The 14,288-nt window shown below is 68.9% G+C and carries 12 protein-coding genes; 7 read left to right on the top strand and 5 right to left on the bottom strand.

What is annotated here, in order from left to right:
- Positions 1-13: 13 nt before the first annotated feature.
- The 4 genes from ASC46_RS15640 to ASC46_RS15625 all read left to right on the top strand — a co-directional run bounded on the left by ASC46_RS15640 (position 14) and on the right by ASC46_RS15625 (position 4,317).
- A complete protein-coding gene (locus ASC46_RS15640; protein WP_055460228.1) occupies positions 14-1,126 on the top strand; it encodes a methionine ABC transporter ATP-binding protein in 1,113 nt (370 codons plus the stop codon).
- A complete protein-coding gene (locus ASC46_RS15635; protein ID WP_055460227.1) occupies positions 1,116-1,781 on the top strand; it encodes a methionine ABC transporter permease in 666 nt (221 codons plus the stop codon). Before ASC46_RS15640 ends, ASC46_RS15635 begins: the two co-directional genes overlap by 11 nt.
- 40 nt (positions 1,782-1,821) lie before the next feature.
- Positions 1,822-2,604 carry a MetQ/NlpA family ABC transporter substrate-binding protein gene (locus ASC46_RS15630; RefSeq protein WP_055460226.1) on the top strand — a complete coding sequence of 261 codons (783 nt, stop codon included), beginning with the start codon at positions 1,822-1,824 and terminating at the stop codon, positions 2,602-2,604.
- A gap of 135 nt (positions 2,605-2,739) precedes the next feature.
- Positions 2,740-4,317, top strand: coding sequence for an adenylate/guanylate cyclase domain-containing protein (locus tag ASC46_RS15625; RefSeq protein WP_055460225.1), 1,578 nt, complete (start codon positions 2,740-2,742; stop codon positions 4,315-4,317).
- Positions 4,318-4,350: 33 nt separating this feature from the next.
- Here the strand turns inward: ASC46_RS15625 and efp are convergent, their stop codons facing one another.
- Positions 4,351-4,917 carry an elongation factor P gene (efp, locus tag ASC46_RS15620; protein ID WP_055460224.1) on the bottom strand — a complete coding sequence of 189 codons (567 nt, stop codon included), beginning with the start codon at positions 4,915-4,917 and terminating at the stop codon, positions 4,351-4,353.
- 174 nt (positions 4,918-5,091) lie between these two features.
- On the opposite strand from efp, the gene epmA reads away from it, so the two are divergent.
- Together epmA and ASC46_RS15610 are read left to right on the top strand one after the other, a co-directional pair.
- Positions 5,092-6,156 carry an EF-P lysine aminoacylase EpmA gene (epmA, locus tag ASC46_RS15615; protein ID WP_055460223.1) on the top strand — a complete coding sequence of 355 codons (1,065 nt, stop codon included), beginning with the start codon at positions 5,092-5,094 and terminating at the stop codon, positions 6,154-6,156.
- The gene (locus ASC46_RS15610; RefSeq protein ID WP_055460222.1) at positions 6,153-7,226 is read left to right on the top strand and encodes a lysine-2,3-aminomutase-like protein; all 1,074 of its coding nucleotides are present in this window, start codon (positions 6,153-6,155) and stop codon (positions 7,224-7,226) included. Before epmA ends, ASC46_RS15610 begins: the two co-directional genes overlap by 4 nt.
- Here ASC46_RS15610 and ASC46_RS15605 read toward each other — a convergent pair.
- The 4 genes from ASC46_RS15605 to mscL all read right to left on the bottom strand — a co-directional run bounded on the left by ASC46_RS15605 (position 7,214) and on the right by mscL (position 10,553).
- Positions 7,214-7,546, bottom strand: a complete 333-nt coding sequence (locus ASC46_RS15605; protein WP_055460221.1) for a DUF5983 family protein — start codon at positions 7,544-7,546, stop codon at positions 7,214-7,216. The genes ASC46_RS15610 and ASC46_RS15605 overlap by 13 nt on opposite strands.
- Before the next feature lie 121 nt (positions 7,547-7,667).
- Positions 7,668-8,720, bottom strand: coding sequence for an AbrB family transcriptional regulator (locus ASC46_RS15600; protein ID WP_055460220.1), 1,053 nt, complete (start codon positions 8,718-8,720; stop codon positions 7,668-7,670).
- A gap of 107 nt (positions 8,721-8,827) precedes the next feature.
- Positions 8,828-10,000 carry a pyridoxal phosphate-dependent aminotransferase gene (locus ASC46_RS15595; RefSeq protein WP_055460219.1) on the bottom strand — a complete coding sequence of 391 codons (1,173 nt, stop codon included), beginning with the start codon at positions 9,998-10,000 and terminating at the stop codon, positions 8,828-8,830.
- Positions 10,001-10,130: 130 nt separating this feature from the next.
- Positions 10,131-10,553: a large conductance mechanosensitive channel protein MscL gene (gene mscL / locus ASC46_RS15590; RefSeq protein ID WP_019400206.1), complete on the bottom strand. Its 423-nt coding sequence runs from the start codon at positions 10,551-10,553 to the stop codon at positions 10,131-10,133.
- A gap of 209 nt (positions 10,554-10,762) precedes the next feature.
- On the opposite strand from mscL, the gene ASC46_RS15585 reads away from it, so the two are divergent.
- Positions 10,763-14,287, top strand: coding sequence for a hybrid sensor histidine kinase/response regulator (locus ASC46_RS15585; RefSeq protein ID WP_055460218.1), 3,525 nt, complete (start codon positions 10,763-10,765; stop codon positions 14,285-14,287).
- The last annotated feature ends 1 nt before the right edge of the window (position 14,288 follow it).

Raw genomic sequence — 14,288 nt, 5'->3', positions numbered from 1 at the left:
CCCGGAAAAGAGAATGACCGTGAACGCCCATGCCCCCATCACCGCCGACGCAGCGATCCCCCCGAGCGACGAGACGGAAGATGCCATCATCCGCTTCGAGGGGGTCGCCAAGTCCTTCCCGGCGCGCAAGAGTTCGGCCGCCGTACATGCGCTCGCCGGCATCGACCTTGCCGTGCCGCGCAGCTCCGTCGTCGGCGTCATCGGCCGCTCCGGCGCCGGCAAGTCGACGCTGATCCGCCTCGTCAACGGGCTCGAGAAGCCCACCGCCGGGCGCGTCATCGTCGACGGCACGGACGTTGCCGGGCTCGGCGAGGGCGCGCTGCGCTCCGTGCGCCGCTCGATCGGGATGGTGTTCCAGCACTTCAACCTCCTGTCGTCGCGCACGGTCTTCGACAACGTCGCCCTGCCGCTCGAGATCGCGGGCACCGACGCCGCGACGATCAAGGCGCGGGTCACGCCGCTGCTCGATCTCGTCGGCCTCGCCGACAAGCGCGGGCGCTATCCGGCCGAGCTCTCCGGCGGGCAGAAACAGCGCGTCGGCATCGCCCGCGCGCTCGCCACGCAGCCCAAGGTGCTCCTGTCCGACGAGGCGACCTCCGCGCTCGACCCCGAGACGACGCGCTCGATCCTCGACCTCCTCGGCACCATCAACCGCGAGCTCGGCCTCACCATCCTGCTCATCACCCACGAGATGGCGGTGATCCGCGCGATCGCGCAGCGCGTCGCGGTGCTCGACGCCGGCCGCATCGTCGAACAGGGCGACGTCTTCGACCTGTTCACCCGGCCGCAGCACGAGACGACGCGGAGCTTCCTCGCCGCCGAATCCGGCCGCGAGCTGCCGGCCTTCGTCGCCGACCAGATCCGGGACGAGCCGATCCCCGGCGGACAGGTGGTCGTGCGCATCGTCTTCCGCGGCCCCTTCGCCACCCATCCCGTGCTGTCGCAGGTGACGCGCGAGCTCGGCATCGACGTCAACATCCTCGGCGGCGCGGTCGATTCCATTGCCGGCCGTCCGTTCGGCACGCTCATCGTCGGGCTGCCGAACGACGGCACGTCGCTCGACAAGGCGCTCGCCTTCCTCAAGGAGCGCGATCTCGATACGGAGGTGCTCGGCCATGTCGCCTGAAATCGCCCGCCTCATCCTGCAGGCGACCGCCGATACGCTCTACATGGTGCTCGTCGCGACGGCGCTCGGCACGCTCTTCGGCCTGCCGCTCGGCGTCTTTCTCGCCACGAGCCGCCGCGGCGAGCTCCTGTCGGCGCCGTGGCTCAACGGGGCGCTCGGCTTCATCGTCAACGCCACGCGCTCGACGCCCTTCATCATCCTCGTCGTCGCCATCATTCCCTTCACGCGCCTCGTCGCCGGCACCTCAATCGGCACCACGGCGGCCATCGTGCCGCTGACGGTGGCGGCGACGCCCTTCATCGCCCGCCTGATCGAGGCGGCGGTGCGCGAGGTCGACCAAGGGCTTATCGAGGCGGCCCGCGCCATGGGTGCCTCGCCCCTGCAGATCGTCGCCAAGGTGCTCGTGCCCGAGGCACTGCCCGGCATCGTGCTGGGCCTCACCCTCGCCATCGTCAGCCTCATCGGCTACTCGGCCATCGTCGGCGTCGTCGGCGGCGGCGGGCTGGGCGACCTTGGCATCCGCTACGGCTACCAGCGCTTCATGCCCGAGGTGATGGCCTCCGTCGTCATCGTGCTCATCGTCCTCGTGCAGGGCGTGCAGAGCCTCGGTGATCGCCTGGCGCTCAGGCTCAACAAGCGCCTGCGCCACGCCTGATCTCGTTTCCGCAGTTCCACACCACTGGGGGTTATTCCTTATGTCCATCCGCATTCTCACCGCCGCCCTTGCCGCCGCCATCGGCCTCGGCGCGGCCTCCGCCCAGGCGGAGACGATCAAGATCGGCGTGACGCCCGGCCCGCACGCCCAGATCCTCGAGGCGGTGAAGCCCGTCGCCGCCAAGAAGGGCCTCGACATCGAGATCATCGAGTTCTCGGACTATGTCGTGCCTAACACCGCGCTCGACGCCGGCGAGCTGCAGGCCAACTCGTTCCAGAACCAGCCCTATCTCGACAACCAGGTGGCCGACCGCGGCTTCAAGATCGAGAGCGTCGGCCTCACGGTGAACTTCCCGCTCGGCATCTACTCGAAGAGGCACAAGTCGTGGGACGAGGTGCCGGACGGCGCCACCATCGCCATCCAGAACGACCCGACGAACGGCGGGCGCTCGCTCCTCCTCCTGCAGGACAAGGGCGTCATCAAGCTGAAGGACGGCGTCGGCTTCAAGCCCACCGTCGCCGACATCGTCGAGAATCCGAAGAAGCTGAAGTTCCTCGAGGTCGACGCCGCCCAGACGCCGCGCTCGCTCGACGACGTCGCCGCCGCGGCGGTCAACACGAACTATGCCGTCTCGGCGGGCCTCAAGCCGCAGGATGCCATCCTGCGCGAGGACGCCAAGGGTCCCTATGTCAACCTGATCGCCGTGCGCAGTGCCGACAAGGACAAGCCCTGGGTGAAGACGCTGCTCGAATCGTACCACTCACCGGAGGTGAAGGCCTTCGTCGAGGAGACCTTCAAGGGCGCCGTCCTGCCGAGCTGGTAAGCGCTGTCTTTTCCTCCCGAGCCTTGCCCCGGCCCCTGGCCGGGGCTTTTTTGTCCGGCGCCCTCGAAGGCGCAGGCGTTGCACCGTGCGCCGGGGGCTCTATCCTGCCGCGGGAAGGCAATGGGGAGGCAACACTTGTCGATCGCGCGGGTCCTGGCCTGGTCGCTCGCCTATTTCGTGCTGGCGTACTACGCGCAGATGTTCGCCGGCGGCGCCGACGGCATCGTGCCGGTCTGGCCGGCCATCGGCATCGCACTGTTCCTCGTCCTCCGGCACGGGCCGGCCGGCCTCCTGCCGGTGGCCATCGGCGGCGCGGCAACGGTCGCCAACGCCTATGCGGAGCCGCTGCGCCTCGCCGCCGAGCTCCTCCTTGTCGGGGCGACGATCGTCGGCGCCCTCGCCGCCCGCCATGCCTGCCGCCTGGCCGGCGGTGCCGACGACATGTTCGGCCGCACGCGGGACATGGTCGTCTTCCTCATTGCCGGCTGCCTCGTCATCTCCGCCGTCGCGGCCCTGATCGGCGTTCTCGTCCTCTACCTGACCGGCGCCTTCCCGGGCACAGAGCGCCTCGTCGACCTGCCGCCGCGCTTCATGACCTGGTTCATCTCGGACCTTGCCGGGACCGTGCTCGTCACGCCGCTGCTGATGGCCTGGAACGGCCGCGAGGAGTTCGGCCGGCCGTCACTCGTCAGCCTCGCCTGCTGGCTGGCGCTGATCGTCGCTGCCGTCGCCGCCTGGCTTGTCGACTTCACGCCCGATGTCGAGAATGCGGCCATGCTGCTCCTGTTCGGGCCGACGCTCGCCGCAGCGGCACTGACCACAAAGCCGCGCGCCTTCACGGCCATCGTCCTGTCCGGCGCGTTCATCGCCGTGACCGTGGTGGCGGACAATATCTACGCCGCGCAGCAGGGCCTGCGCCGGGAGACCGTGGCGCTGCTTCTCGTGCAGCTCTACCTCGTCTCCATCGTGGAGACGCATCTCGTGCTCTATGCCGCGATCACGGAGAGCCGCCGCTCCATTGCCGAGCGGGTCAACCTTTCCAAGCACTTCTCGCCCAACATGGTCGATCTCATCGCCCGACTCGGCCGCCCCTTCGAGAAGCCACACCGCCAGCCGGCAACCGTCCTGTTCTGTGACCTGCGCAAATTCACCCTCCTGTCGGAGGCGGAGGGCCCCGAGGCGACCATCGCCCTCCTCAGGGATTTCCACGCCACCATGACGGATATCGTCTTCCGCCACGAGGGGACGCTTGACCGCTATCTCGGCGACGGCCTCATGGCAGTGTTCGGCATGCCCGAGCCATCGCCCGACGATGCGCTGCGCGCGATCGCCTGCGCGCGCGAGATGCAGGACGGGCTCGCCGGCATCAACGAGCGGCGGCGCGCGCGCGGCGAGGCGCCGCTCGACATGGGCATCGGCCTGCATACGGGCGAGGTGATGCTCGGCGACATCGGCTCGGAGACGACACGGTCGGTGACCGTCATCGGCGACACGGTGAACGTGGCGAGCCGGCTGCAGAGCCTGAGCAAGGAAATCGATGCCGCCATCGTGCTGAGCACGGAGACGCGGGCGGCGGCGCTGAAGGCCTGCGATGGCGATGCGGACCCGCTGTCCGGCCTCGTCCATGTGGGCATCATGACGCTGCGCGGGCACAGCCGGCCCACCGATACCTGGTCGCTGCCGCGCTTGCGCCCGGCGGTGCCCGCCGCCTGAGGCGGCAGGCCCAATTGCCGGATCTCGCGCCCGTCAGTCCTTGGCGCGTTCCACGTAGGAGCCGTCCGCCGTCATGATGACGATGCGGGTGCCGGTGCCGATGTGCGGGGGCACCATGGTGCGCACGCCGTTCGACAGGATGGCCGGCTTGTAGGACGACGAGGCGGTCTGGCCCTTCACCGTCGGCTCCGTCTCGACGACCTCGAGTATCACGCGCTGCGGCAGGTCGATGGCAACGGCATTGCCTTCGTAGATGGAGATCATGCAGGCCATGCCCTCCTGCAGGTAGACGGCCTGATCGCCAACGACGTCCGCCGGCACGGGCAGCTGGTCGTACGTCTCGGGGTTCATGAAGATGTAGTTGTCGCCATCCTGATAGAGATAGGTGTGCTCGCGATCCTCGACATAAGCGCGCTCGACCTGCTCGGTCGTCTTGTAGCGCTGGCTCGTCTTGGTGCCGTCGGACAGGCGGCGCATGTCGATCTGCGTGGTCGGCGTGCCCTTGCCGGGAAAGAAGCTCTCGGCCGAAAGGACGACGTAGAGCTGACCGTCCACCTCAAGAATGTTGCCCTTGCGCACGGAACTGGCGATGACCTTCACTGAAGTAACCTCTGTTGTCGCTTGTCCTTGGGCAGCCCCGGTTCGAATATCCGACCAGCCCGCGAAACGTCGGCGCGCACCATAGAGCATCGGAGCGGAAAGTGGGAACCGCTTTTCGCTTCCCCCACGTCGCGCGGCTTCTCACGCTCGCCCGACCGCGCTAGAAGTCCCGCCATGCTCGACACGACCGCCTGGTGGCGCCCCCATTTCCATGCCGATCGCCGGCCGCTGCTGCTCACGCGCGGCCGCGTGAAAGAGGCCCTGCGCCGCCTGTTCGCCGACGAGGGCTTCACCGAGGTCGAAAGCGGCATCCTGCAGGTCTCACCGGGCAACGAGACGCACCTGCACGCCTTCGCCAGCGCCCTTCTCGGCGCCGATGGCGCGCCGCGCCCGCTCTACCTGCACACCTCGCCGGAATTCGGCTGCAAGAAGCTGCTGGCGGCGGGGGAGACGCGGATCTTCGATTTCGCCCGCGTCTTCCGCAACCGCGAGCGCAGCGACCTGCACCATCCCGAGTTCACCATGCTCGAATGGTACAGGGCCGAAACCGACTATCGCGCCATGATGGCGGACTGCGCCCGCCTCCTGCCGCGCGCCGCCGAGGCGGCGGGCGCCACGCGCCTCGCCTTCCGCGGCCGCGAGGCGGACCCCTTCGCCGAGCCGGAGGAACTCACCGTCGTCGAGGCCTTCGCGCGCCATGCCGACATCGATCTTGCCCCGACCCTCGGGCCGGACGGGGCGGACAACGACCGCGACCGGCTCGCCACGCTCGCCGGCGAGCGTGGCATCCGCGCCGCCGCCGACGACACCTGGTCGGACATCTTCAGCCGCATCCTGTCCGAGCGCATCGAGCCCGGGCTCGGCTGCGGCCGGCCGACCCTCCTCACCGACTATCCGGCAAGCGAGGCGGCCCTTGCCCGCCGCAAGCCGGATGACCCGCGCCTCGCCGAGCGCTTCGAGCTCTATGCCTGCGGCGTCGAGCTCGCCAATGCCTTCAGCGAGCTGACGGACCCACACGAGCAGCGCCGGCGCTTCGAGGCCGACATGGCCGAGAAGGAGCGCATCTACGGCGAGCGCTACCCCATCGACGAGGAGTTCCTTGCCGCGCTTGCCCTGATGCCGGCAGCGAGCGGCTGCGCGCTCGGCTTCGACCGGCTGGTGATGCTGCTCGCCGGCGCCCGGCGCATCGAGGACGTCATCTGGACACCGATGCCGCGCGAAGAGGAGAGCCGGCCATGACCGCTCCGTTCAGGCGCCCGCTCACGCGGGCCCGGCAACTCGTCGACGCCGGTCTTGCGCCCCCGGAGAAGCTCGAAGCGCTCGAGGCCGTCGCCGCGCGCTATGCCGTCTCCATCACACCGACCATGGCGGAACTGATCGACGCGGACGACCCCGACGATCCCATCGCGCGCCAATTCTTGCCCGATGCGGCCGAACTCGTCACAAGCCCCGAGGAGAGGGCCGATCCCATCGGTGACGAAGCCCACAGCCCCGTCGAGGGCATCGTCCACCGCTATCCCGACCGGGTGCTCCTGAAGCTCGTGCACGTCTGCCCGGTCTATTGCCGCTTCTGCTTCCGCCGCGAGATGGTGGGCCCCTCCGGCCACGGCACGCTCTCGGGCGACGCGCTCGCCGCGGCCCTCGCCTATATCCGCGACACCGAGGCGATCTGGGAGGTCATCCTGACCGGCGGCGACCCGCTCGTCGCCTCACCCCGCCGCCTGGGCGAGGTGATGCAGGCGCTGGCGGGCATCGATCATGTCAAGGTGGTGCGCTTCCACAGCCGGGTGCCCGTGGTGGAGCCCGGCCGCATCGACGATGCGCTGGTTGAAGCCCTCAAGGCGTCGGGCAAGGCGACCTATGTCGTCGTCCACGCCAACCACCCGCGCGAACTGGGTGATGAGGCATGCCGGGCCCTCGCCCGGCTGGTGGATGCCGGCATCGTGCTGCTCAGCCAGACGGTGCTGCTCGCGGGCGTCAACGACAATCCCGCCGTGCTCGGGGCCCTGATGCGCCGTTTGGTCGAGAACCGCATCAAGCCCTACTACCTGCACCACGGCGATCTCGCCCCGGGCACCAGCCATTTCCGGACGGGCATTGGCGAGGGGCAGGCCCTGATGCGGACCCTGCGCGGACGCTGGTCGGGCCTGTGCCAGCCCACCTATGTGCTCGACATTCCCGGCGGCCATGGCAAGGTGCCGATTGGCCCGTCCTATATCGAGACATCCCCTGACACAGAACGGCTCACCATCCGCGACACCGATGGTGGCAGGCACAGCTACCCGCCCGGAACGGATCAGGACGGGTAGAGCGGCAGGCCGGAAATCGCTGCGCCGTCTTCGCTCAGAACCACGTAGCGGAAGCCGGCCTGCCGTGCATGAGCAAGCACGAGCGCGAGGTCCGGAGCCGCTGCACACAGGTCGGCATCCTCGAGCGCTGTCACGGGAAGGGCATGCCCGTCCTTGACCGAAATGACGGACCACAGGCGCGGATCATAGTCGGCGATGCGCCGTCTCGTCTCGCCGCACAGGTGCAGGATGGAACAGACCAGCGTGCCCTTGCGGACCCGCTTGCGCCGGCCGGCCGGCCGGCTGCGTTCGTAGGCCGAAGTTGACGCAGAACCCATCATCGGCACCTCCCCTCATGAAACATCGAGAGGAAGCTCAGCACGCGCCGTGCCAGGCCGCCTGTGCGAGACCGCACCGGCATCCGGGTGGACGACGATGAAGGGGCCCGCCGTGTGCGGGCGATCACGCGCGCCGGCGGCGACCCATCCAGCCGACGATCATCGGCAGCGCGATGCCGATACCGAGGAAGCGGGCGAGGTGGTGCGACCCGACGAAGATCGGATCAAGCCCCATGATGAGCGCGAGCACCGTCATCGCCTCGAGCCCGCCGGGCGCGAAGGCGACCAGTGCCGTGCCGAAGGGCACATGGGCAAGGCCCGCCGCCGCGAAGGCGAAGACCGAGGCGACGATGATGGACAGGACGAAGGAGGCGAAGGCGGCCGGCATGCTGGCGACGAGCGCGTGCCGGTCGACCGAGCGGAAGCGCGCACCGATGAAACAGCCGAGCAGCACGAGGCCGAAGGTGGTGATGCTGGGCGGCATCAGCCCATCGACGATGGAGAGCGCATGCGCCGTGCCGCTGACCAGCGTGGCGCCGAGCAGCAGCGGCGCGGCCATGCGCAGCCGGCGCAGGACCTCGCCGACGCCCCAGCCGAGGAGGAGCACCGCGCCGAGCGACAGGGCGCTCATCGCCACGCCGCCGAAGACGATGCCGCCCTGCCCGCCCTCGAGCGCGAAGAGCACGCTCGGCAGGACGACGACGAGGACGGCGAGGCGGAAGGACTGGACGACCGCGATGGGGCCGACGCTGGCGTTCCTGTCGGCCGCGACGGCCATGACGGTGGACAATGCACCCGGCATGGAGGCGAGCAGCGCATCGAGCCGGTTCCACCGCGACAGCCGCACCAGCCACAGGCCGGATGTGATGACGACGGCCGCGACGCTCAGCGCCAGCAGCATGAGGCTCGCCGGATAGCGGGCGAAGGCGGCCATCGCTTCCGGCGTCGCGGCTGCCCCCATGGAGGTGCCCGCGAGCAGCATGGCCGCATCGGCGAGGCCGGGCGCCATCGGCACCGCGCGGCGGGCGGCGCACAGCAGTCCGACCGCGACGACGGAGCCGGACAGCCAGGCGGCCGGAACGTCGAGGAGATGGAAAACGAAGCCGCCGGCCGCCGCAACGAGGATCTGGCCAACCTGCCGAAGGCCGTTTCGCACCGTCTCGCGATCGCGCAGCATTCGCCCGTCCGTCTCCCTGTCTTCGGCGATGTCCCTTCAATGCACCGCCCGAACGGCTTCGCCAAGGGCGCCCGGCGCAGGGCGGCCCTGCCGGGGGCGAAGGACGCTCAGGTCAACGCGCGGGCGAGGCGGGCGACAGCCTCCTCGAGATCCTCCGCCTTGCGGGCGAAGCACAGGCGCAGGAAGCGCTCGCCGCCGGCGCCGAAGGCCGTGCCGGGCGCAAGGCCGACATTCGCCTCGTCGACGAGGCGGATGGCGAGGCGGCGCGTATCGTCCTCGCCGTCGACGCTGAAGAAGAGATAGAAGGCCCCGGTCGGCTCCGCGAAGCGCACGCGGCCCGTCGCGGAAAGGCCCCGGCAGACGATGTCGCGCCCGGCCCTCGCCCGCGCGATCTGGTGGGCGATGAAGCCCTCGCCCTGGTCGAGCGCGGCGATGCAGGCGCGCTGGATGAAAACGGCAACGCCGGAGGTCGCATATTGAATGAGATTCTCGATCACGTCGCCGAGGGCGGGCGGGGCCTCGAGCCAGCCGACGCGCCAGCCGGTCATCGCCCAGTTCTTCGAGAAGGTCTGCACGAAGACGATGCGGTCTTCCGCATCCATCACGTCACGGAAGGACGGCGCGCGCTCCGAGCCGTCATAGACGAAGCGGCCGTAGATCTCGTCGGCGATGATCCACAAGCCGTGCCGGCGTGCGAGCGCCAGGATGGCGGCGAGTTCCTCGCGGCTCGCGGTCCAGCCGGTCGGGTTGGCGGGGGAATTGACGCAGATGACCCGCGTCGCCGGTGTGATTGCGCCCGCCAGCCGGTCGAGATCCAGCGTCCAGCCGGCATTGCTGAGCTGCATCGGCACGGGGACAGGCGTCGCGCCGGCGATGCCGATGGCTGCCCCGAAATTCGGCCAGGCCGGCGTCGGCACGACAACCTCGTCGCCGCTGCCGACCAGCATGCGCACGGCGATCTGCAGCGCCTGCATGCCGGAGCCGGTGACATAGAAGCGCTCAGCCTCATAGGTCTTGCCGTAGAGGCGCGAGATGTAGCGTGCGAGAGCCTCGCGCAGCTCCGGAATGCCGCGCTGCCAGGTGTAGAAGGTCTCGCCCGCCACGAGCGAGCGTGTCGCCGCCTCGGCTATGAAGGCCGGCGTCGACATGTCGCCCTCGCCGACCCACAGGGGGATGAGGCCGGGGCGCGTGCGGCCGTGGTTGACGACGTCGACGATGCCGCTGGCGGGGGCCTCGCGGGCTTCGCGACGCAGGCTGGACAACAGGGAAAGATCAGTCACGAGGGTATGCTCGCCGGCAGTTTGGACTGCCGCGCTCCTACACCATCGCAGAGCCACGAGCCATGACTTGTGGCGATGAACCGATCAAACTTCATGAAGGATGCGCGGGCGACGGCCGCCGCACGCGCTCTCAGACACTCCGGCTCCTGAGAAGGTCGCGGATCTCGGTGAGCAGCTTGACGTCCGCCGGCGGCTCGGGGGCCGTCTCCGGCGCCTTCTCCTGCTGGCGCTTCAGCCGATTCATCGCCTTGACGACCATGAAGAGCACCCAGGCAATGATGACGAACTTGAGCGCGATGGTGAGAAAATTGCCCCAGGCGAGCACTGCTCCCTGCCTCCGCGCCTCCTCCAGCGAATTGGCCGTCACCTCGGATGCAAGCGGCAGGAAGTAGTTGGAGAAATCGAGCCCGCCGGTGATGGCGCCGACGATCGGCATGATGATATCGTCGACCATCGACGATACGATCGCGCCGAAGGCCGCGCCGATGATGACGCCTATGGCAAGGTCGACGACATTGCCCTTGAGCGCGAATTCCCTGAATTCCTTCAGCATCCTGCCCCTCCCTGCCGAAAGCGACGTGGTGTCGTGACGCGCCGCAGGTTACTCCAAGCACGGAGGCGATACACGGGCAAATTGCACATGCCGCCTCGTCGTCGACCCTGGCGGCTGCGCTTTAGTTCAATGGCCATCGCCGCGCGGCGGCGGTAGGCTTCCTGAAGGTCGCGCGGCGCGACCGGGTGTCGTTGGAGGCGTTGTCGGACATGCTCGCCGGCTGGGTGGTCGTTCTCGCAGCCCTCGTCTATCTGTGCGGTCTCTTCGCCGTCGCCCATGCGGGCGACACCTTCGCCCGAGGCGTGATGGACGGGCGTATGCGCGCCACCATCTACGCGCTCGCCCTCGCCGTCTATTGCACGAGCTGGACCTTCTTCGGTTCGGTCGGCCTCGCCGAGCGCTCGGGGCTCGATTTTCTCACCATCTATGTCGGGCCGATCCTCGTCATAGGGCTCGGCCATCGCCTTGTCGGACGCATCGTGCAACTCGCCAAGGCGCAGAACATCACCTCGATCGCCGACTTCGTGGCCGCGCGTTACGGCAAGAGCGACCGCGTTGCCGCGCTTGTCGCCGTCATCGCGGTGGTCGGGGCCGTGCCCTACATCGCCCTGCAGCTCAAGGCGGTGTCGTCCTCGCTCGAGGTCTTCCTCGCGGCGACGGAGGATCATGGGCTCGGCCGCTCGATCTTCGGCGACCTCGCCCTCCTCGTCGCCGGCGTGCTCGCCGCCTTTGCCGTCGCCTTCGGCACGCGCCAGATCGATGCGACGGAGCATCACGACGGCCTCGTCCTCGCCATCTCGCTCGAGAGTGTCGTCAAGCTATTCGCCTTCCTCGCCGTCGGTTTCTTCGTCACCTTCTGGATGTTCGACGGCCTCGGCGACCTGTGGCGGCGGGCGGGCGAGGCTGCCGACCCCGGCATTGTCGCGCGCACGTCCGAGCCGGTGAGCTTCCTCACGCTCACGCTGCTCGCCGCCGGCGCCGCCATCCTGCTGCCGCGCCAGTTCCACATGATGATCGTCGAGAACCGACATCCGGCCGACATCCGGCGTGCAGCCTGGATGTTCCCGCTCTATCTCGTGCTCATCAACCTCTTCGTCATTCCCATCGCGCTCGCCGGCGAGGTGATCTTCCCGCGCGGTTCCATCGACTACGACATGACGGTTCTGGCCCTGCCGCTGCACGACGGCGCGGTGCTGATGGCGCTCGTCGCCTTCATCGGCGGCCTCTCGGCCGCCACCGCCATGGTCATCGTCGATTCGGTAGCGCTCGCCATCATGATCTCGAACGATCTCGTCATGCCCCTCGTGCTGCGCCGGCGGGGCCGCCGCGGCGAGGACGAACGGACGGATGCCGGCGACCTCGGCCGCTTCGTCGTCATGGTCCGGCGCATCGCCATCGTCGCCGTCATCCTCTTCGCCTATGTCTATTATCGCGCCTCCGGCGAGGCGGCGCTTGCCGCCATCGGCCTCCTGTCCTTCGCCGCGGTGGCCCAGATCGGCCCGGCCTTCTTCGGTGGCCTCGTCTGGCGGCGCGGCACAGCGCTCGGCGCGAGCGCCGGCCTCGCCGCCGGCTTTGCCATCTGGGCCTATACGCTGCTGCTGCCGAGCCTCTCCGGCAGCGAGGGTTTCTGGCACGACGTCGTCCGCAACGGGCCCTTCGGGCTCGCCGCCCTGAAGCCCACGGCCCTTCTCGGCACCGACCTGCCGCAGCTGACACACGGCGTCGTCTGGAGCCTCGCCGTGAACCTCGCCGCCTATGTCGGCTTCTCGCTCATGCGCCCGGCCAATCCCATGGAGCGGCTGCAGGCCAACGTCTTCATCGCCCGCGACAGCGCCCCCATGGCCCAGGCCTTCCGCCTGCGCCGCTCGGCCGTTACCGTCGACGACCTGCGCTCCACCGTCGGACGCTATCTCGGCACGGAACGGACGGACGCTGCTTTCATGAGTTTCGCCGCCAGCCGTGGCGTCACTCCAAACGGCAACGCCGAGGCGGACATCCACCTCCTGCGCTTTGCCGAGCATTTGCTCGCCTCGGCCATCGGCGCGGCCTCCTCGCGCCTTGTGCTGTCGCTGCTGCTGCGCCGGCGCAACGTCTCCACCAAGGCGGCTCTCAAGCTGCTCGACGACGCCTCGGCGGCCATCCAGTACAATCGCGACCTGCTGCAGCATGCCCTCGACCACGCGCGCCAGGGCATCACGGTGCTCGACAAGGACCTGCGCCTGATGTGCTGGAACCGGGCCTTCCGCGAGCTCTACGACCTTCCGGAGGAACTCGTGCATGTGGGCGTCGGTCTCGAGGAGATCGTGCGCTTCAATGCCGAGCGCGGCTCCTACGGCAAGGGCAACCCCGATGACCTCATCGCCGCGCGCCTCGAGAGCTTCGTCAACGACACCGAGCCGGTCCGGCTGAGGCTCTATCCCTCCGGCAAGGTCATCGAGATCCGCTCCAACCACCTGCCCGACGGCGGCCTCGTCACTACCTACGCCGACATTACCGAAACCGTCGGCGCCGAGGAGGCGCTCGAGCGCGCCAACGAGACGCTGGAGCGGCGCGTGCGCGAGCGGACGGAAGAGCTCATGCGCCTCAATGAGGAGTTGCGCGGCGCCAAGGCCGCTGCCGACGAGGCCAATGCCTCCAAGACCCGCTTCCTCGCCGCCGCCAGCCACGATATCCTGCAGCCGCTCAACGCGGCGCGCCTCTATGCCACCTCGCTGGTCGAGCGCGACCGCAAGTCCGGAGACGCGGCGCTCGCCGAGAACATCGACGGCGCCCTCGACGCGGTGGAGGAGATCCTCACCGCCCTTCTCGACATCTCGCGCCTCGACACTGGCGCGCTCAAGGCCGAGCCGTCGCTCTTCCGCCTGGACGACATGTTCCGCGCCCTCCGGCGCGAGTTCGGCCCGATGGCGCGCGAGAAGGGCCTTGAACTTGCCTTCGTCGATACCTCGGGCACGGTCAGGACCGATCGGCGGCTTCTGCGCCGCCTCCTGCAGAACCTGATCTCCAACGCCATCAAATATACGCCGACCGGCAAGGTACTTGTCGGCTGCCGCCGGCGCGGCAACAGGCTGCGTATCGAGGTGTGGGATACGGGTCTTGGTATACCGGCCTCGAAACAGAAGGTCGTCTTTCGTGAGTTCCTGCGGCTCGAACAGGGCGCGCGCGAGGCGCGCGGCCTCGGTCTCGGCCTCTCCATCGTCGAGCGCATCGCCCGCGTGCTTGACCATCCGCTGTCGCTGCGCTCGATCCCTGGCCGCGGCTCCGTCTTCGCTGTCGAGGTCCCTCTCGTCACGGCCCTGCCGGCGGGTCAGGTCGCCACCGAGGTGGAGCCCGCGCCGGCCGCCCCGCTCGATGGCCTCGTCGTCCTTACCATCGACAACGAAAAGCAGATCACGCAGGGTATGCAGGTGCTGCTCGGCGGCTGGGGTTGCACCGTCCTGGCCGCGTCCGGCCTGAAGCAGGCCCAGGACGTGCTGCGTCGCAAGGGAGCCCGGCCGGACGTCATCATCGCCGACTACCACCTCGATGAGGGCGACGGCATCGAGGCGATCGTCGCCCTGCGCTGGAAGCTTGCGCGCGAGCTGCCGGCGGTACTGCTCACCGCCGACCGCTCGCCCTCCGTGCGCGCCGAGGCCGCCGCCAAGGACATCCACGTGCTGCACAAGCCGCTGAAGCCGGCGGCCCTGCGCGCACTGCTAACGCGCTGGAAGGCGCTCAGGATCGCCGCGGAATAGG

This window comes from Chelatococcus sambhunathii, assembly GCF_001418005.1.
Classification (GTDB): domain Bacteria; phylum Pseudomonadota; class Alphaproteobacteria; order Rhizobiales; family Beijerinckiaceae; genus Chelatococcus_A; species Chelatococcus_A sambhunathii.
This window is presented reverse-complemented; position numbering and strand designations above follow the sequence as displayed.